Source organism: Aquimarina spinulae (genome assembly GCF_943373825.1).
Lineage (GTDB): Bacteria > Bacteroidota > Bacteroidia > Flavobacteriales > Flavobacteriaceae > Aquimarina > Aquimarina spinulae.
The window spans coordinates 3,910,738-3,930,712 of the sequence record NZ_CALSBP010000002.1 but is presented as its reverse complement, the minus strand read 5'-3'; the positions used below and the strand labels follow the sequence as shown (position 1 = coordinate 3,930,712).

At 32.2% G+C, this 19,975-nt stretch carries 16 protein-coding genes; 6 read left to right on the top strand and 10 right to left on the bottom strand.

What is annotated here, in order from left to right:
• Nucleotides 1-40 precede the first annotated feature (40 nt).
• The 9 genes from NNH57_RS22300 to NNH57_RS22260 all read right to left on the bottom strand — a co-directional run bounded on the left by NNH57_RS22300 (nt 41) and on the right by NNH57_RS22260 (nt 11,943).
• A complete protein-coding gene (locus NNH57_RS22300; protein WP_074406530.1) occupies nt 41-1,246 on the bottom strand; it encodes a glycosyltransferase in 1,206 nt (401 codons plus the stop codon).
• Nucleotides 1,246-2,352 carry a glycosyltransferase family 4 protein gene (locus NNH57_RS22295; RefSeq protein WP_108808838.1) on the bottom strand — a complete coding sequence of 369 codons (1,107 nt, stop codon included), beginning with the start codon at nt 2,350-2,352 and terminating at the stop codon, nt 1,246-1,248. Before NNH57_RS22295 ends, NNH57_RS22300 begins: the two co-directional genes overlap by 1 nt.
• Nucleotides 2,353-3,417, bottom strand: a complete 1,065-nt coding sequence (locus NNH57_RS22290; RefSeq protein WP_108808837.1) for an acyltransferase family protein — start codon at nt 3,415-3,417, stop codon at nt 2,353-2,355. It abuts the gene before it with no gap.
• 16 nt (nt 3,418-3,433) lie between these two features.
• Nucleotides 3,434-4,405 (bottom strand): polysaccharide pyruvyl transferase family protein, encoded by a 972-nt coding sequence (locus tag NNH57_RS22285; RefSeq protein ID WP_108808836.1) that lies wholly within the window; start codon nt 4,403-4,405, stop codon nt 3,434-3,436.
• Between the two features lie 20 nt (nt 4,406-4,425).
• Complete coding sequence (locus NNH57_RS22280) at nt 4,426-5,709, bottom strand: hypothetical protein (protein WP_108808835.1); 1,284 nt, start codon at nt 5,707-5,709, stop codon at nt 4,426-4,428.
• Between the two features lie 6 nt (nt 5,710-5,715).
• Entirely contained in the window at nt 5,716-7,257 is a 1,542-nt protein-coding gene (locus NNH57_RS22275; protein ID WP_074406535.1) for an oligosaccharide flippase family protein, read from the bottom strand.
• 51 nt (nt 7,258-7,308) lie between these two features.
• On the bottom strand, nt 7,309-8,592 hold the full coding sequence (locus tag NNH57_RS22270) for a nucleotide sugar dehydrogenase (protein ID WP_074406536.1): 1,284 nt from the start codon (nt 8,590-8,592) through the stop codon (nt 7,309-7,311).
• 31 nt (nt 8,593-8,623) lie between these two features.
• Nucleotides 8,624-9,622, bottom strand: coding sequence for an SDR family oxidoreductase (locus NNH57_RS22265; protein WP_108808834.1), 999 nt, complete (start codon nt 9,620-9,622; stop codon nt 8,624-8,626).
• 314 nt (nt 9,623-9,936) lie between these two features.
• Nucleotides 9,937-11,943, bottom strand: coding sequence for an alpha-ketoacid dehydrogenase subunit alpha/beta (locus tag NNH57_RS22260; RefSeq protein WP_108808833.1), 2,007 nt, complete (start codon nt 11,941-11,943; stop codon nt 9,937-9,939).
• Nucleotides 11,944-12,199: 256 nt separating this feature from the next.
• Here NNH57_RS22260 and NNH57_RS22255 point away from each other — a divergent pair, with 256 nt between their 5' ends.
• The 5 genes from NNH57_RS22255 (at nt 12,200) to NNH57_RS22235 (ending at nt 16,560) form a co-directional block, all read left to right on the top strand.
• Complete coding sequence (locus NNH57_RS22255; protein ID WP_074406539.1) at nt 12,200-13,150, top strand: isopenicillin N synthase family dioxygenase; 951 nt, start codon at nt 12,200-12,202, stop codon at nt 13,148-13,150.
• A gap of 7 nt (nt 13,151-13,157) precedes the next feature.
• Nucleotides 13,158-13,490: a translation initiation factor gene (locus NNH57_RS22250; RefSeq protein WP_074406540.1), complete on the top strand. Its 333-nt coding sequence runs from the start codon at nt 13,158-13,160 to the stop codon at nt 13,488-13,490.
• Complete coding sequence (locus NNH57_RS22245; RefSeq protein ID WP_234423420.1) at nt 13,477-14,445, top strand: DUF1835 domain-containing protein; 969 nt, start codon at nt 13,477-13,479, stop codon at nt 14,443-14,445. The genes NNH57_RS22250 and NNH57_RS22245 overlap by 14 nt, the downstream gene beginning before the upstream one ends.
• 1 nt (nt 14,446) lies before the next feature.
• Nucleotides 14,447-15,325, top strand: coding sequence for a nucleoside phosphorylase (locus NNH57_RS22240; RefSeq protein WP_074406541.1), 879 nt, complete (start codon nt 14,447-14,449; stop codon nt 15,323-15,325).
• A gap of 383 nt (nt 15,326-15,708) precedes the next feature.
• On the top strand, nt 15,709-16,560 hold the full coding sequence (locus tag NNH57_RS22235; protein ID WP_074406542.1) for a substrate-binding domain-containing protein: 852 nt from the start codon (nt 15,709-15,711) through the stop codon (nt 16,558-16,560).
• Between the two features lie 489 nt (nt 16,561-17,049).
• Here the strand turns inward: NNH57_RS22235 and NNH57_RS22230 are convergent, their stop codons facing one another.
• Entirely contained in the window at nt 17,050-17,715 is a 666-nt protein-coding gene (locus NNH57_RS22230) for a uracil-DNA glycosylase (protein WP_108808832.1), read from the bottom strand.
• Between the two features lie 88 nt (nt 17,716-17,803).
• Here NNH57_RS22230 and NNH57_RS22225 point away from each other — a divergent pair, with 88 nt between their 5' ends.
• On the top strand, nt 17,804-19,975 hold the full coding sequence (locus NNH57_RS22225; RefSeq protein ID WP_074406545.1) for an endonuclease MutS2: 2,172 nt from the start codon (nt 17,804-17,806) through the stop codon (nt 19,973-19,975).

Genomic DNA, 19,975 nt, shown 5'->3' with positions numbered 1-19,975 from the left:
AATAATAACATTACAGTGGTTCTGTTATACTGTTGTTGTCTTAACTCAAATACTCGTTAGCTACTCTTTCTAAATTAAATTTTATTAATAATTCATTTTTTTTAGCTTCTAAATTTTGTTTGTACTTAGGAGATTTTAGCACTAATTCTATAGCTTCTGCAAGTACATATTCCTCATCGATAAATTCATCATCGGTTAAAGGAATCCCAAGCTTACCTTTGTATAGGTTTGGAGTAATTATTCCGGCTTCTACTTCTACCATTTTATCTTCAATTTTTTGAGCATGAAGACTCATCAACTCTACAATACCATACGTGCAACAAGAAGAAACAACCGGAGTAGCTAAACACATTGCTTCTACAATTACATTAGGAGTACCTTCATAATGAGAAGCCAACGCTAACATTTTTGCGTTAGCTAAATATTTATAGGGATTCTTTTTTCTTCCTAAGAAACTTATATGCTCATTTATATCAAAGCTATCGATTAAGTTCTCAAGGTGTTTTAACACTCCTGCATCTCCATCACCAATAAAAATGAGTTTTGCATCTGGTATATTTTTTATCACCAAAGAAAATGCTTTTATCAAGTGCCACGGGGACTTTTGCGTAGATAATCTTCCTATAAAAAGCACAGAATTTGATGCTAATAATGCTACTTCATTTTCTTCTGTAATATCTTCTAACGATCGTTTTTGTATTTCATCGACGTCATGAGGATTATATATAACCGTTAATTTATCAGCAAATTTAAAATCACATTTTTCGATTAAATCCTCTTTAATCGCATTACTAATACAAACTACTTTATCTAAATTCTTATAGGTATACTTATAACCAAATCTGGTCATTTTACTTAGCAAAGAATTGTTACTAAGTTCTACACTTTTTAATGCGTGAATACTGGCTACCTTATAATCTTTGGTAAAAGTTAATGAACTATAGACATTGGGCATAGCACCAAATGCAATCGAATGTGTGATTTTATGTTTTTTGATTACTTTTCTAAGTTTATAAGGAATCGAAACATAGAATTTTAATCGTTCGGCTTTTGACATTTCGCTAAAATCACGATCTGAAAAATACAACTCGTCTTCATCAAAATTAATGATATCATTTTGGAGTTTTATAAATTTTACCGCTTTTACAAAATGTCCTTCTTTTTTATAAAAGTTATAAAAAGAAAATGCTAATCTTTCCATCCCTCCAACACCGCCATACGGTATGATTAGTAAAATATTTTTCATTAATTCTTACGTATTAGATTAACAAACAACTGATCCCATTCGTTTACAACAGATTCTGGGAGATATCGTTTTACTGAATTTCGGGCTTTATCACCCATTCTTTTTCTATCTTCTACATTATGTATCAAAAACATAATACCTTCTGCAAAATCCTCGATATTATCTTTTTCAATCAAAATACCATTTTCTTTATCTGAAATAATATCCGATGGCCCATGAGGACAATCAAAGGAGACACAAGGAACACCATACGCCATTGCTTCGGTTAAAACCATTCCAAAACCTTCATATCTGGAAGACATTACATAAATTGAAGCTTCCTGATATTTGTCGGCTATATTTCTTACGGGTTCGTAAAAATTTATTTTTTCTGTTATTTTTAGATCACTGGCTATTTTATCTAACCTTTCATTTGCATTGATGGTTCCATAAATATCTAATGTCCAATCGGGATATGTATCTGTAACCAATTTCCAGCTTTGCAATAATCTATCGTATCCTTTTTGGTAACTCTGTTTGCCTACAGCTAATACTTTTTTATTATTTAATGTACTTTGTCCTTCGGGATAGAACGACAATGGGTTAGGAATTACTTTAAGGTTTTTAAAATTCCATTCTTTTAAATTTCCATTAGTTAATACTACAAAATGATCATATTTTTTCCCTCCAAAATTCATAAGTCTGAATTTCAGGTTTGTAAATATCCTACTTTTCAAGGATGGGGTAACACTTTTAATTTCGATATTTTTAGACACATGTCTTTCATAAATCATCGAACATGGTTTCCCGATCAATAATGGTACTAAAAACCCTTTTAAACCATCGTCACATACAGAGATTACATCGGGATCAATCTCTTTTACAACTTTTCTAAGTCCTTTTACATAGCTTCGCAAAAATCGAATCGGATTGCTACTAGTAACAATATCATGATGAATGATATTTGGACTAAAGTCATAAAACATTTCTTCATCTTCCTGATCTAATGTTACGATATGCACTTCATAATCTAAATGATCAGCCAGATAGCTGGCTTTAATAGATAATACGCGTTCTAAACCTCCCGGGCCGAATGTTTTATTAGTTATGTAGAGTAGTTTAATCATTTATCTACTTCCTGTTAAAAGTGCATATACTTTTGGTGTTGTTTTTTGAAGCAACTTTGCACACCATACGCAAGCCAAGGTTGCCAATACAGAACTTATAAAAAATAATCCCAATAAAATAATATCATTTTCTCCAATATATTTTACATATATCTTAGTAAAATAGGTTAATGCTACACCATGAGCTGCATATATAAAAAAACGATATCCATAAAGTGGCTTATTTGTAAGTTCATACCTTTTATTAATAAAATCATACATTGTCCAAACTGTAAAAAACCCAACAAACATGGTTATTCGTTTACAGAGTATAGCAATCATATCTGTTTCTTCATAAGCATCGCGAACATAAAAATTAAGAAAAATACATATACCCCAGATAACTACCGACAGTATATGTGTTGATGTCTTAAAATTTGATATTATGTTAAGTTTTGTAATAGAAGTATATGCTCCGCAGGTAAAAGAAAATAATCCCAGGTATTGAAATAAATAAACATTATTAGCATAAAATAAGCTAGGTTGTTCTAAAAAGAGTAAGGCGCATAAAAAAATTAAAAAATAAAACTTTAAATATTTTATTGCCAGATAAATAAGTGGTGTTACCCAAATATAAAATATGAGTTCTCTAATAAACCAAAATGTATAATTTATAGGATCAACAAATGCCAGCCACGCTTGTTTCCATAAAGGCATTTGATGCAATGGTTCTTCAAAAAAATGAGACAGTATGGGGATAAATTGGATAGCATATACAATTAAAAACCACAATCCACACCACAAAAAATAAGGAATCACCAGTGTTTTAAATCTATTTTTAATCTTTCTTTTAAATGTAAATACCGATAGGTCATGATTTCTAAAAAAAAGAAAACCCGAGATAAAAAAGAACATCGGTATAAAGATGTTCGATAACTCTAAAGCAAATAAGTATTCAATATAATAAACTACCTCTCTATTGGTTTCGATGCTCAAATTCGTTAAATTATAAGCATGGCAAACCACTACCATAAAAATAGAATAGAAAGAAAGAATACGTATCTTATTACTAACACTTTTGTCCATAGCCCCTTTGGAAAATTTATTTATTTAATTGGTTTCTTACCTTTTCTTTTAATGCATTAGCTAACTCATGATGTTTTTCAAGGTTCTGCACTGAAGTATTTTTATCTATTTTTCCTTCTAAATTAAAATTGGTTGTAAACTCTCCTGTTTTACTATTGATATCAATTCGATTAAAGAGTTCTAAAATCCCATCAAATCGGCAAGAATCTACAAAGCTATCAAAGCCATTTACAAAAATCACGGGAGTACCTAAGGCTAAGCATGGTAATGCACAGTGAATTCTAGACGTAATAACCAATTTAGCTTTTGCATATTTACGTAAAAGTGCTTCTGCCATTTCGAATTTTTCTTCATCAGAATATTGATTAGAAGGTGGTTCTTGATTTATGAATTCGGCTTTATCTAAAACATCCTTACTGATAAAATTCTTAAGATGTTTATTCTTTTTGTTTAACTGAAAAGCAGTACCATTAAGGATATTTTTTATAGTATGCTTAGCACTATAAAAAACTTTTTCAGGCCTGGGGTAGCTATATAAAGGATCTACAATATAGATATCCTCTCCACGCTCACTATCATCGACCTTATAAGAATCTAAGGTTAGGGTTAAGCAACCTGTAAAATAGGCATCAATTCCTTTAGCTTTTAATGTATCTGCAGTAAACTGATCTCTACATCCAATGGGTTCGTGTTTTTTTAGGTAAGCAATTCCTTTTTCACTAAGCATTGCAGGTGCAGCTGTATTGTTCATATGAAAAGAAACAAATACTGGATCAATATCTTTTGATGGAACCCAATTATGAGTATTATGAGTAAACCAACCATTCATGATAAGCTTTACCGGCTCTCCTTTATAATCACCTAATTTCTCTCTATTTAGAAAAATATCGATGTTTGGTAAAAATTGTTTTGCGGCCAAACTTTGAATATTGTCTCCAACATTAAAAAACCGCTTATTCTCAACATATGTCAGTAGTCCGTATTTCATACGTTTAAATTTTGTTTTGTTTAGTATCTTATTTTTCTATATAACTTTTGTAACCAGGGAAATTTATTTCTTATAATAAATCTAATCCTTTGTTTTCCTTTGTTAGAGGTATTTATTTTTTGCTCTAAAAGTTGATCGATCTTACCATCTCTAATTTTATTGATTTGAGAAGTTTCTTTTTCTTTATCCTTAAAAACATAAAACTGATCTGTATTTTTTGCTTTCTCCATGAGTTCCCACCAAAAGTATTTTACTCCTTTGCTCCCCGAACCAATTTCTAATACTTGATAAAACTTATCATATACAGTCTCATCAACATTAAAACCATAATCATTAGGATTCTTTCCATTTAAAATAAGTCCTAAGATTGTTCTAAAACATTTTTCGCAATTACTACAATTAAACTCTGTTCTTAGTTCAGAATAGCATACTCTAAGTTTAAACTTATTATCAGTATTCGAAGCAAACTGTGCTATCAAATCTACTTTATCTTGCCTTTTTAGTTCATATCCGTCATGAAATACTTTTACTCCTCCTGCCCATGTAATCTTTTCATCTATTTCTGGAGTAGACCCCCAATCAATATCAATATGATCTGTATATGATGATGCAATGTAGATAGAAGAATATTTGTAGATAAAAGACAATGGTGCCAATGAACCAATTAGAGCAAGACCGTGTTGCACTTTGCCCCACCACCCTATATCTTTAAGCAGGAGTTCTACCTGATAGGTATAAAATTCTCTAAGATTTGTTTCTATATATTCTTGATTATTTTTTTCTAATAGCTTCTCTGTTTCAATAAAATTGGTAAAATCTTCCCATTGAGAATGGTCATCTATCTCAATATCGGCCCCATGAATTGTTATCAGATCAGGTTTCTTTTCAAAAATCCTTATGTACGTAGCATAAGCATCTACTCCGCCACTAAACAACATAGATGATTTATCTCCTATGATTTTGTTTTTAACCAGTTTTTTAGCTTCTAGTTTACCTTTTACCGTATGTAATGAATCTCTCTTTAGAAACTCTTTGTGTACTAATTCTAAGGCTTTATAAAAATCTTCGTCAACTTCTTCTACCTCAACTGTAAATCCTGCATACCATGCAATAGGCATGATATTAGACAAAAACGGGATTACTGCTATACTATCTGGCACACTACTTACATCAATACCATATGTAGAGTAAAGCGGTTTATCTTGCACCAAATATTTCTGGACATTAACCTCGGCAGAATAATCATAAACAATTTTTTTGCCTTCGTCAGAATATGATATTGTATGAAGTGTTAGTTTTCCCATTACAATTTATTTTCGTTTTAGTACTGCGGCTATTGGTTTTGAAAATAATTCTCTCTCATAGTTAAGCATTCCTACAAAATACATAAGTATCCCAAAAATCACAGTATATATACTTCCTTTTATCACAAAATTCAACCAGCCATCCCCAGGAACATAATTAATAAAATAACCGATAAAAATTACAACAAATACGACCAATAATGTTTTATGAAATAGTTCTTTAAAAAATCGAAAGATATTTAAGCCTATTTTTTTATGATAATAAAAATTCATCACATTTTGTACGACTAACCATCCTGCAACCAACCCAGAAATCATTCCTAATGCACTATATTTGATTGCCAGAAATCCTCCCAGTACAGCACCTAAAATCATAAACACAAGGTATAGAATTGCTTTAAAAGACAATTTGTTTTTTGCTTCGAGAATAGAATTCCCAAATGCTTGCAGTAATGGCAAAGTATATCCTATCATGATGATCAATGCAATACTGTATATCTCTCTACATTCTTGTGTATTATACTTACCATCGGTTTCTAACTCTCCTCCTCCTACCCATAAATTAATAAATTGTTCTCCATACAGTATAAAGGCACTAAGTACATACATTAGCACAATAAAAGATAACCTACCTAACTTGATCATCATATCGGTTAACTCTTCTCCTGTTGCATTTCTTACTGTCATTTGTGTTGCTCTAGGTAAAAAAACACTGGATATTGCAGTAGAAAAAGCTCCGTAATACGTTCCAAGGGCGATTCCAATACCATAAATACCTAAAACTTTTGGTACACTCATAGCCCCCAGCACCCAACTACCAGATTTCCACTGTAGCATCCCTACAATAGAAAACACAAAAATCCAACTAGAATATTTTAATATTTGTTTGATAAATGCTTTAGAGAGCTTATGCAATTTAAATCGTACATTAAGTTTTTTAATCACGTAATAAGCAGATACCGAAATGGTAAGAATATTAAATACCGAATCGACTATTACCAACGATATGGCACGACCTCCTAAAAAAAGTACAGCTACTACTGTCACCGACCTTAGAAGATATCGGATAACACTAACAGATTCTGGAAATACAAATGCTTCATATCCTTTACAGATTCCTGTAAAGATCATTCCGGGAAGTTGAATTGCCAGATTAAAAATCAAAATAACAAACATTACTTTGGCTATTCTGAGTTCTTCGGCACTAAACTTAGTAAAGTATGAGTCTATAAAGAAATAGAAAATAATCCCGAGAATAATAACGAGTAAAGAAATAACAAAATATAATATTCCAACTGTAGCTAAAAAATTTTCTTCTCCTTTTCTATCTTTCTCTGCTCTATATTTAGCTATAAACCGAACAACTGTATTGGTAAGACCAAAATCCAAAAGAGCAATGGTACCTATTAATGCTCCAATTGCATTAAATATACCATATTCATCTTTTCCCAAATAACTAACGATCAAAGGTGTAATCACAATACCTATAACATTAGTAAGGAAAATCTTTAGGTAAGTTAGTAATGCCCCTTTTTTTAATTGGCTCAAAATAATTGGTCTTAAATTGTTATTTTGTTATGCTACCAGTTGACTATTCTATTATAATCTTCCGTGTACCTTTTCTTTCAATATCCCTTTAACATCATATAGAATACCGTTTGGTGAAAGCATAGATTTTAAATCTATATCTAAAAATTCTTTATGCGCAACTGTTAATACTACTGCATCATATTTTTCTTTTGGTAAATCAATTGTTGTTTCCAGATTATATTCATGCATTACTTCATCAGGATTTGCCCATGGGTCATATACAGTAACATGGGTTCCAAAATCACCTAATTGTCTAATAACATCAACTGCCCTTGTATTACGCACATCAGGGCAATTTTCTTTAAACGTTACACCAAGCACCAATACTTTAGCGCCTTTTATATGAATATCGTGTTTCACCATAAGCTTAATCACTTCTGATGATACATACTGTCCCATACTATCATTTAATCTACGTCCTGCTAAGATAATTTCTGGATGATATCCAAATTCTTGCGCACGTTGAGCCAAATAATATGGATCGACACCAATACAATGACCACCTACAAGTCCTGGTTTAAAAGGAAGGAAATTCCATTTGGTTCCCGCTGCTTCTAATACATCATTGGTATCTATATCCATTAGGTTAAAGATCTTAGCCAACTCATTAACAAAAGCGATATTAATATCTCTTTGCGAATTTTCGATAACTTTTGCTGCTTCTGCCACTTTTATGGTTGGTGCAAGATGAGTCCCTGCAGTAATAATAGAGGCATATAAATCATCTACTTTTTTTCCAATCTCTGGAGTAGATCCTGCTGTAACTTTTAGGATTTTCTCTACTGTGTGTTTTTTATCCCCCGGATTAATTCGCTCTGGTGAGTATCCTGCAAAAAAGTCTTCATTAAATTTCAATCCACTTATTTGCTCCAGTACAGGAACACATTCTTCTTCGGTAACTCCTGGATATACAGTAGATTCATAAATAACAATATCTCCTTTTTTTAATACTTTTCCAACAGCTTCACTAGACTTATACAAAGGTGTAAGATCTGGCCTGTTATTTTTATCTACCGGAGTAGGCACTGTAATCACATAATAATTACAACCTTTTATATCTTCTATATCAAAAGAACAATAGAGTCCGTTTTTATCCAAATCATTAGTATCTTTCAATACTGATTTTAATAACTCATCTTCTACTTCTAAGGTAGAATCGGTTCCTGAACGTAATTCTTTGATTCTTTTTTCATTAATATCAAAACCTATTACGGGATATTTGGTTGCAAATAATCTGGCTAGAGGTAACCCTACATATCCTAATCCAATGATGGCAATCTTAATATTTTGCATAGTTATTCTTTATTTACTAGAAATTTGGAGTCTATTTTAAATGCTTCCAATACCATTTTACGGCTTCTTTTAATCCTGATTTGATATCAAATTTTGGAGCATACCCCAAAAGTGTTTTTGCTTTATCTACAGATGCTAAAGAATGTGGTATATCACCTTTACGTTCTGGCCCATACACAATATCTACATCTGCAATAGCGGCGTCATATGTAGATAAATATTCTTTTAACAAAACCGTTAATTCGTTTAGCGTTGTTCTTTCTCCGTAAGCTGTATTATAAACATTATTTATAGCTTCTTCATTATCAGAAACTATCGCCAGTAAGTTCATTTGGATTACATTATCAATATAAGTGAAATCTCTTGAGAATAAGCCATCTCCATTAATTATCGGGGATTCATATTTCATAAACTGCATTACAAATTTTGGAATAACTGCAGCATATGCCCCATTAGGATCTTGTTTACGACCAAATACATTAAAGTATCGTAACCCTACAGTATCTAAATCATATGTTCTTTTAAAATTATCAGCATACAGTTCGTTAACATATTTAGTTATAGCATAGGGTGATAATGGTTTCCCTATTTTTTCTTCTACTTTTGGCAAAGCTTCAGAATCACCATATGTCGAAGAGCTTGCAGCATAGATAAAACGTTTTACCCCTGCATCTCTTGAGGCTACCAGCATATTAAGAAATCCTCCTACATTAACATCGTTAGTCGTAATAGGATCATTGATTGATCTTGGCACAGAACCTAATGCGGCCTGGTGCAATACAAAATCAACCCCATTACATGCTTTATGGCAATCGTCAAGATTTCTAATATCTGCTTCAATAAAAGTAAAGTTAGAATTCTTTAAAAGTGGATCGATATTTTTTTGGTGCCCCGTTGCAAAATTGTCTAATCCTATTACAGTACTTCCTATTTCTAAAAGTGCTTCGCAAAGATTAGACCCTATAAATCCTGCTGCACCAGTCACTAATATTGTTGAAGAACGAAGATGTTCTAGTTGTTTCGCGTTCATGAATTATATTTTAACCCCCTGTTTTTTAGTCTAAAAGACCATGCTTTTGCTTAGTCAGCGCGAAATTAAGATTTACTTATAGAACATACAACATATGTTAAAGGGGATTTTACCCCTATTTAAAATTTATAATATTTTGTTAACCTAAAAAGTCCTTAATTAACAGAATATTCGTTTTTAACTACCTAAAAAACAGGTGATTAAAAACAAAACACATTGTAAAATTTTAGCAACTAAAATTTTACAATGTGTTAAAAAAAAATAAACGTAAGGTTATGTATAGTATTTATGGATAAATACAACTTGTATTAAAACTAGAATTCTAATAGCAATAACAATTCTTCTTCAAATCTGTTTTTACTTAAATATTGGGTTTCAAGATTAGTATCAAATGGAATCGGAGTTTGTAAACTTGCTACTCGTTTTACTGGTGCATCAAGAGATGTAAAGCAATTTTCCATAATTAATGCCGAAATATCCGAGGCTATACCTCCAAAAAGTGAGTCTTCTTGCAAAATAATTACTTTACCGGTTTTTTTCACTGATTGATATATAGCATCTGTATCCAAAGGTTGCAATGTTCTTAGATCAATAAGATCTGCATTGATGTGTGCATGTTTTTCTAACACATCCAATGCCCAATGCACACCCGCTCCATAACTTATGACAGTAATATCTTTTCCTTCCTTTAACACAGAAGCTTTACCTAATGGTAAATTATAATACCCTTCGGGAACCTCTTGGCGGATACTTCTATATAGTGCTTTATGTTCAAAAAACAATACTGGATTAGGGTCCTCTATTGCTGTAGCTAGCAAACCTTTTGCATCATACGGAAATGCAGGATAGACAACTTTAAGTCCTGGTGTTTTGGTAAACCAAGCTTCATTAGTCTGACTATGAAACGGCCCTGCCGCAACACCTGCACCACAAGGCATTCTAATCACAACATCTGCCGATTGGCTCCATCGATAATTTGATTTTGCTAATAGATTAACGATCGGGTTAAACCCTGAAGACACAAAATCTGCAAATTGCATTTCGACAACAGCCTTATAGTCATTAATAGACAGACCATACCCTGCAGAAACAATTCCTGATTCACAAATTGGAGTATTTCGTACTCGTTCTTTTCCGAATGCATCTAAAAAGCCTTCTGTAATTTTAAAAACTCCTCCATATTCTGCGATATCCTGCCCCATAATCACAAGCTTATCATACCGATGCATACTTTCTTTTAGACCATCAGAAATAGCATCGATCAACCTTTGTTCTTTTGTATCGGTACCGGGTTTTATTTCTTTATAATCAAAAGATGTATACACATCATTTAACTCTTTATCCAAATTAACATCAATCGCTTCTTCAGTATTTGCTCGCTCCCAATTGGATTCTATTTCCTTTTTTATAGTGGATTTTTTTTCACGATCATCTTCATCAGAAATTATCCCCTGATCTATCAGATAATTCTTATAGTTTTTTATGGGATCTTTAACACTCCACTGCTCCATTAATTCCTTAGGCACATACTTTGTTCCACTTGCTTCTTCATGCCCTCGCATTCTAAACGTTTTAAACTCTAATAAAACCGGTCGAGGATTGATCCTAATACTTTTGGCTAATTTGCTTACCTTATCATATACTTCTAATATATTATTTCCATCAATAATATGAGACTCCATACCATATCCTAAGCCTCGATCTGCAAGGTGTTTACAATTATATTGTTCGCTGGTTGGAGTAGATAACCCGTAACCATTATTTTCTATACAGAATAGTACTGGTAAGCTCCATACCGAAGCTACATTAAGCGCTTCATGAAAATCTCCTTCACTAGTTCCTCCTTCTCCCGTAAAAACCGCAGTAACTTTATTGTTCTTTTTTAAAAGATTCCCCATAGCGATACCACACGCTATACCCATTTGTGGTCCCAGGTGAGAAATCATACCTACAATATTATAATCTTGTGTTCCGAAATGAAAAGAACGATCACGCCCTTTGGTAAACCCATTTGCTTTTCCTTGCCATTGACTAAACAATCGGTATAAAGGAATGTCTCGCGCTGTAAATACTCCCAAATTGCGATGCATTGGCAATATGTATTCTTCGTTTTCTAAAGCAGCTGTTATCCCTACAGATATTGCTTCTTGCCCAATACCACTAAACCATTTAGATATTTTTCCTTGTCGTAATAACACAAGCATTTTCTCTTCAATAAGCCTGGGTTTAAGCATTTTGAGGTATAATGAGATCAGCTGATCATCTTTGTATTCTTTTCGGTCAAAATGTAGTTCTATTTTTTCCTTTGAAATGTGCTCCATAGCAGAAAATTTGTTAGGTAAAAATACTTATTTTTACTTCACAACTCGCATCCCAATTACAATATTATTAAGTAGTTGTTAATTTACCCTAAACAATTCTATGAATTAGTTAAATTTACCATGAATTAAGGATTAGAAGTCCATAATTAACAAATTTGACCGATATTTTGCAGCTATAAATAAATTTGAAGTCCTATTAGGAGTTTTCGGTCAAATACACCTATTTTAGTTCTTCAATACACAAATGAATAGACTAATGAATAATATACCAAGCGTAGATTTGGCAGATTTTTTATCAAATGACCCTTCACGAAAACAAAAATTTGTCAACGAAATAGGAAAAGCCTATGAAGAAATAGGCTTTGTAGCATTGAAAAATCATTTTTTGAGTGACAAACTTGTAGAAGATTTATATAAGGAAATTAAAGATTTTTTCGCATTACCTACAACTACTAAAGAAAAGTATGAAATCGAAGGATTAGGTGGGCAAAGAGGCTACACTTCTTTTGGTAAAGAACATGCCAAGGGTAAAAAAGAAGGAGACCTTAAAGAGTTTTGGCATTTTGGGCAAGAACCAGATGCAGATGCCAACTTAATTGAAGAATATCCAGATAATGTTGTTGTTGAAGAATTGAAAGGCTTTAACACTACAGGAATGGAAGCTTATAAAATGTTAGAAAAGACAGGAATATATGTTCTTAGAGCATTAGCTATACATATTGGTCTTGATGAACATTATTTTGATCATTGGGCAAGTAATGGTAATAGTATCCTACGCCCTATTCACTACCCTCCTATTAAAGAAGAACCTAAAGGTGCAGTTAGAGCAGGAGCACATGGAGACATTAACCTTATTACATTGTTAATGGGAGCTTCTACAGGAGGACTACAAGTGCAACATAGAGACGGACAATGGATTGATGCGCTCCCAGAAGAGGATGAACTGGTTATTAATGTTGGAGATATGCTAGAACGACATACTAATAATAAACTTCGATCTACAATACATCGAGTAATAAATCCTCCTAAAGATCAATGGGGAAAACCAAGATATTCTATTCCTTTCTTTATGCACCCAAGAAGTGATATGAAGCTAAATTGCTTAGAAGAGTGTATTACAGAGGATAATCCTAAGCACTATGAGGATACTACCGCTGGAGAATTCTTACATCAAAGACTTGTAGAAATTGGATTAATAAAAAAATAAACTCCGTATGGATTTACAAGATCAATTAAAAAAATTATTTCCTGATCATCAACCAAAAGAGGAAGAAAAAAACGTACAAGATGATCAAGGTCAAATATGGATGCAGGATGATCCAATACTTTGCAAATATGAAAAGCGAAAAGGAAAACCCATCACTATACTCGAGGGATATACTGGTGCTGATGAAGATTTTAAAAAACTCGCTAAAGAATTAAAAACTCGTTTAAGTGTTGGTGGTAGTTTTAAAAATGATGCTATAATTATACAAGGTGATTATAGAGATCAAATTATGGATATTCTTAAAGAAAAAGGGTTTAAAGTAAAACGTGTCGGAGGATAATAAATCAATAACTATTTTGGGGAAAAACACATTACATATTACTAACGGAGATAGTCTAACTCGTAGAATGAAAGAGTTAGATCTTGCTACCGGAGAATTTATGACCTGGCGTGAAATGCTTTGCGAGGGGCCTACCAAAATTGAAGTAGAAACAGAAGATGCTATCAAAATACGAGAAGCTTTTCTGAAAAAATACTATAGAATAGGTTCTTCTGATTATGAAGAAAAATTTGTTTCGCAACTCAAAAAAGTAGATAACCTTACGAACTATACCGAAATCATACTATGGTTTGAATATGACTTATTCTGCCATATTAATATGATTGCCGCAATTAGTTTATTACTTCGTAAAGGAATTAAAGACATTCCTGTTTATTTGGTTTGTAGTGGTAGAATTGAGCACGAGAAAAAGCTATTTGGACTTTGCGAATTATCTGAAAAACAACTAAAAGAACATTATAAAAAGAAAGTTTTATTAACCGTAGATGACCTTGAATTTGCTTCTCATATCTGGACATTATACTGCGAATCAAAACCTCAGAAAATGGCAGGACAGATTAAAAGAGATTCTTCTTTCGAATATATGTCTATATGCCTAAGAGCACATTTGCAGCGTTTTCCTAACATGCTAACCGGACTTAATATCCTAGAACATAATATTCTTGAAATGATAGATAATTATCATATCAAGAATATTAAACAACTTATGGGATACGCTTTGGAGTATCAAGGGTATTATGGATATGGCGATATGCAAATGAAACGTGTGCTTGCAAGGCTTTTTCAGTTTTTGGATCAAACAAAAGATAGACTTGTATTATCAGAAAGAGGAAAGCTAGCGTTACAACACAAAAAAAACTTTTATAATACACAAATACTCGATTGGTATTATGGAGGTGTCAAAAAATACGATTACTTGTATAATAATGAAACACACACACTGTTAAAATTGTAATATGGCTATAGCCGAATCTGAACTTATTCTTAACAAAGATGGAAGTATTTACCATCTAAACCTTAAACCAGAACATCTTGCCCAGACGATAATAACTGTTGGGGATCCTGATCGGGTTGACCAGGTAACACAATATTTTGACACTATCGAGTGCAAAATTCGTAAACGAGAATTTCATACACAAACAGGAATTTATAAAGGCCATAGAATTACAGTAATTTCTACAGGTATCGGTACCGATAATATAGACATTGTCTGTAATGAACTAGATGCCTTAGTTAATATTGATCTTATCACTCGTAAAAACAAAATAGAGCATACCACATTACATATTATTCGCATAGGAACTTCTGGATCCATACAACCAGATATTCCTATAGATAGTTTTGTGGTTTCAGAAATTGCTACTGGTTTTGATAGCCTTTTACATTTCTATAAAAGTCTCCATGTACAATTACCCGAAATTTCGGAGGCTTTGGCAAAACATATAGATCTGGATCAAAATAAATCAAAGCCATATACAGTAGCATATGATAAAAAATTAGGAGAACATATGTTAAGTAATACTGTTCAAAAAGGACATACAGTGACCAATGTAGGTTTTTATGGCCCACAGGGAAGAGTATTAAGGTTACCATTACAAGATCAAGAACTTAATACAAAAATAGCCTCTTTTGTATATGGGGATAAAAAAATAACCAATTTGGAAATGGAAACTGCTGGTATATACGGATTGGCAAAATTACTAGGACACAAAGCTGTATCCATGAATGCCATTGTGGCTAATCGTGCTACCGGGGAGTTTAGTCAAAACCCAAAAGAAACCGTAGAGAAGCTTATCAAATATACTTTAGACAAAATAGCAAGTTATCACCCATAAATAATAGTGTGTATAAAATAAAAAAGAATGAGTGTAGGTCCTCATTCTTTTTTTATTATTTGGTTAATAATTAGTTATTTCTAAACATATTAACCAAATAATATTTTAAGACTAATTAATAAATTAGTAAGCAACAATACTGCAATAAAGACTACGATACCATTCTCTAGAGAATTATTTTTTAACTTCGCAACCTTTACATATGTATTTTTATTTTTTAAAAAATTCTTTTTCATAGCAATATTGTTTTTATTTGGGGTTAAAACTTTTTAAATATAAAATTCTTTAAAGTAATAATGATTCAAATATACAAAAATCATTTATTTTTATCGTTAAAAAACATAAATAATCGATGAAATACACATTTATTAATTTCAGATAGCATGCATACTATAAAAATAGGTGGTGTTCCTGAGCACTTCAATCTACCCTGGCATTTAACTATTGAAGACGGAAGCTATCTAAAAAACAATATACAATTAGAATGGACAGAATATCCTGGTGGTACAGGAGCAATGTGCGAAGCGTTAAGAAATCAGGATATCGACATGGCAATAATCCTTACAGAAGGAATCGTAAAAGATATTATTGCAGGTAATCCTAGTAAAATTGTACAAACATATATTCAAACACCTCTTATATGGGGGATTCATGTAAGTGTTCATTCTAACTATACCAATCTTTCTGAGCTTCAAAATACAAAAGCTGCTATTAGTAGATATGGATCTGGTTCACATTTAATGGCTTATGTAAATGCCCAAAACCAAAATTGGGACACCTCCCACCTACAATTTGAAGTTGTAAAAAACCTGGATGGAGCAGTTGAAGCATTAACTAATGGGAAAGCTGATTATTTTATGTGGGAACATTTTACTACAAAACCATTGGTCGACAATGGGGTTTTTAGACGAGTTGTAGACTGTCCCACCCCCTGGCCATGTTTTGTTATAGCCGTAAGAGAAGATATACTCAATACCAAAAAAGAAGAAATAAAAGCTATTCTAGATATTATAAACACTACCACTACAGATTTTAAACATATCCCTAGTATAGATAGAACTCTTGCTTATAGGTATGATCAACAATTAGAAGATATACAGAAATGGTTACAACACACAGAATGGAGCCAGTCTCTTATTAAAAAAGAAACACTTATAGAGGTTCAAGATTATTTATTTAACCTACAAATCATTAACAAAAAAATAGCTCCCAAAAAACTAATTTATGACATCTAAGATCTGCATATACCTATAATAAATTAAAAAAAGTAAAAATATAGGGTAGGGATATCCTAATCTAAAGCGTTACTTAATAAAGGATATTAAAAAAATTAAGGTTAAAAATATAATATATAAAACGCACAGAGGAAACTCTTAGCAAATACTTAATTCTTAAATATCTCTATAGCAAGCGTCTATACAAATAAAAAAATTTGTACATTTGCCGAGCCTACCCCCAATAAAATGAACTAATTATTAGCGCATACGCAACCTTTTTAAGTGCATTGCATCTAATGATTAACTAACAAATCTATTATGGTAACTTTTCTAATAATTCTCGCAAGTCTTATTGTCTTCAATTTTGTTCTGCTTAAATTAAGCATGCAATCTGTTGATACAGACAAAAAGAAATCAAAAACACAAAAAGTTCAGATTAACTCGGTATCCGATCAGTCTTCAGATAAGTCGAAATCTTCTGAGATACCTAACGCGGCATAAGCATATTTACCAATTTATTTCGGTTTGATTCGTTTCAAGCAAGTATGAATTGGTTTTACTAAAATGCTTATTCCCAAACCAATACCCTCTGTTAGCACTTAGTGGAGAAGGATGCCCACTAGTTAAAACATGATGTTTTGATCTATCTATCTTAGCTCCTTTTTTCTTAGCATAACCACCCCACAACAAAAAAATAACATTCTTTTTTGTATCTGATATCGTTTGGATAACTGCATCTGTAAATTGTTCCCATCCTTTATTTTGATGAGATCCAGCTTGATGCGCTCTAACAGTAAGCGTAGCATTCAATAATAAAACACCTTGTTTTGCCCAACGCTCTAAATTTCCATTTGAAGGAAAAGGTAACTTTAAGTCTGTTTCAATTTCCTTAAAAATATTTATCAATGATGGAGGCATATCAATACCATTAGTAACAGAAAAACACAAACCATTGGCTTGCCCTACTCCATGATAGGGATCCTGACCAATCACAACTACTTTAACATCATCAAAACTACAATGATCAAAAGCAGAAAATATCTCATTTCCGCTTGGATAACATGTGTTATTTTTATATTCTGTTTTCACAAAATCTACTAATGAAGCAAAATATGGCTTGTCAAATTCCTCTTTAAGTTGCTGATTCCAAGAAGGTTCAATATTTACATTCATATAGATGTCAAAAAATTATAGCAATTGTGTACTTTTGCCCTGTTCTAAAACTGACCGAATATAACCCAAAAATAGGGTAAAAAAAAGTATGATTCGTATTTCTAAAAAAACACTAGACGATCTAGAATTTGATACTGTGCAGAAACATATTGCAGAACAGTGCAATACAGATTTTGGTAAGTTGAAAGCATTACAAGTTGCTCCCTTCGATACCGAAGAGCAACTTCATATTGCCTTACAAGAAGTATTCGAATATAAATCTTCACTATTCAATGATGCTCGTATACCCAATCATGGATTCGATAGTATTAATAAAGAAATTCAATTATTGAATATTGAAAACACATTTTTAGAAGCTTCAAATCTAAAACGATTGATTTCTATTAGTACAACTACTAATGATTTACTATACTTTTTTAGAAAAAACGCAGAGCTATACCCTACATTACATCAAACATCTTCTAGAGTAACATTTACCAAAGAGGTTATTCATCTAATCGAAATGGTAATTGATAAATTCGGAGAGGTTAAAGATAATGCTTCTCCTGTGCTACAACGTCTTCGAAAAGATATTCATAGTGTACAGGGAAAACTAAATGGAAGTTTCGGAAAAGATTTATCTCGATATAACAGCTTGGGTTATCTGGATGAAATTAAAGAAAGTGTTGTAGATAACCGAAGAGTTCTGGCAGTAACAGCCATGTACCGACGTAAAGTAAAAGGTGCTATTATGGGCAATTCTAAAACCGGAAGTATTGTTTATATAGAACCCGAAGCTACTTTACAATTTAGTCGTGAACTCAGTAACCTTCAATACGAAGAACGAGAAGAAGTCGTAAAAATACTAAAAGAACTCACTAACAAATTACGTCCGTTTACCGAATTATTTGAGCACTATCAAGAATACTTAAGTGATGTCGATGTTGTTTCTGCAAAATCAAAATACGCAGGTCAACTTAATGCTGTGTTACCAAAAATCACTACAGACAGAGAGTTAACACTTAAAGATGCATATCACCCATTATTATATCACACCAATAAAATAAAAGGAGAGAAAACCTTCCCACAGACCATAACATTAAACGAGAAGAATCAAATTATTGTTATATCAGGCCCTAATGCCGGTGGAAAAAGTATTACCTTAAAAACTATTGGACTACTACAGATAATGTTGCAAAGCGGAATGCTTATTCCTGTACACGAGTACAGTAGAATGTGTCTATTCGATGTTATTCTTACCGATATAGGTGATAATCAATCTATAGAAAACCATCTAAGTACATACAGTTATCGTTTGAAAAACATGAATTATTTCTTACGGAAATGTAATAACAAAACACTATTTCTAATTGATGAGTTTGGAACAGGTAGTGATCCCGAACTTGGTGGAGCTCTAGCTGAAGCCTTTCTAGAGGTATTCTATGAAAGAGCATCTTTTGGGATTATCACAACACATTATGCTAATTTAAAAATGTTGGCTAATGAGTTACCAAATATGAGTAATGCCAATATGCTATTCGATTCAAAAACACTAGAACCTCTATTTAAATTACACTTAGGTGAAGCAGGAAGTTCTTTTACTTTTGAAGTCGCTCAAAAAAATGGGATCCCGTATAGCCTTATCAATAAAGCAAAGAAAAAAGTAGAACGCGGTAAAATTCGTTTTGATAAAAGTATTGCTAATCTTCAAAAAGAAAGATCAAAACTACAAAAAACTACTGCTGGACTCAAAACCAAAGAACAAAAAGCAGAAGAAGAAAAAGAACGCTTAGAAAAGACAAATCAGCGTATTCAGCGTAAGCTCGAAAGCTATCAGGAGTTATATGACAGTAATCAAAGAATGATCTATCTGGGTCAAAAAATTGATGATCTTAGCGAAAAATACTTTAACAATAAGAAAAAAAGAGAGCTAATTAACGAATTCATAAAAATCGTTGAGGTAGAAAACTCCAAACGAAAAAAACAAAGCCCTAAGCAACGAAAAGTAGAAAAAGACAAAGAGAAAAAAGTCGTAAAAGAAGTTATAGAAAAAGTACAGGTAATTCGTAAAAAGAAAAAGGAAGAAAAAAAGAAAGAAGAAAAGATCGAGGCAGCAAAACCAAAAGTAACGTTAAAAATTGGTGATCGAGTACGAATGATTGATGGAAAATCTATAGGTACTATAGACACCATAGAAAAAGGTAAAGCTATTGTTAATTACGGAGTTTTTACCACTAATGTAAGTATTGATCAATTAGAATTTGTAGAAAGAAAAAAATAA

Bases quoted from the DNA above. Each gene is read 5' to 3' on its own strand.
- NNH57_RS22300 (WP_074406530.1), bottom strand. From the start codon at position 1,246: ATGAAAAATATTTTACTAATCATACCGTATGGCGGTGTTGGAGGGATG.
- NNH57_RS22295 (WP_108808838.1), bottom strand. From the start codon at position 2,352: ATGATTAAACTACTCTACATAACTAATAAAACATTCGGCCCGGGAGGT.
- NNH57_RS22290 (WP_108808837.1), bottom strand. From the start codon at position 3,417: ATGGACAAAAGTGTTAGTAATAAGATACGTATTCTTTCTTTCTATTCT.
- NNH57_RS22285 (WP_108808836.1), bottom strand. From the start codon at position 4,405: ATGAAATACGGACTACTGACATATGTTGAGAATAAGCGGTTTTTTAAT.
- NNH57_RS22280 (WP_108808835.1), bottom strand. From the start codon at position 5,709: ATGGGAAAACTAACACTTCATACAATATCATATTCTGACGAAGGCAAA.
- NNH57_RS22270 (WP_074406536.1), bottom strand. From the start codon at position 8,592: ATGCAAAATATTAAGATTGCCATCATTGGATTAGGATATGTAGGGTTA.
- NNH57_RS22265 (WP_108808834.1), bottom strand. From the start codon at position 9,622: ATGAACGCGAAACAACTAGAACATCTTCGTTCTTCAACAATATTAGTG.
- NNH57_RS22260 (WP_108808833.1), bottom strand. From the start codon at position 11,943: ATGGAGCACATTTCAAAGGAAAAAATAGAACTACATTTTGACCGAAAA.
- NNH57_RS22255 (WP_074406539.1), top strand. From the start codon at position 12,200: ATGAATAATATACCAAGCGTAGATTTGGCAGATTTTTTATCAAATGAC.
- NNH57_RS22250 (WP_074406540.1), top strand. From the start codon at position 13,158: ATGGATTTACAAGATCAATTAAAAAAATTATTTCCTGATCATCAACCA.
- NNH57_RS22240 (WP_074406541.1), top strand. From the start codon at position 14,447: ATGGCTATAGCCGAATCTGAACTTATTCTTAACAAAGATGGAAGTATT.
- NNH57_RS22235 (WP_074406542.1), top strand. From the start codon at position 15,709: ATGCATACTATAAAAATAGGTGGTGTTCCTGAGCACTTCAATCTACCC.
- NNH57_RS22230 (WP_108808832.1), bottom strand. From the start codon at position 17,715: ATGAATGTAAATATTGAACCTTCTTGGAATCAGCAACTTAAAGAGGAA.
- NNH57_RS22225 (WP_074406545.1), top strand. From the start codon at position 17,804: ATGATTCGTATTTCTAAAAAAACACTAGACGATCTAGAATTTGATACT.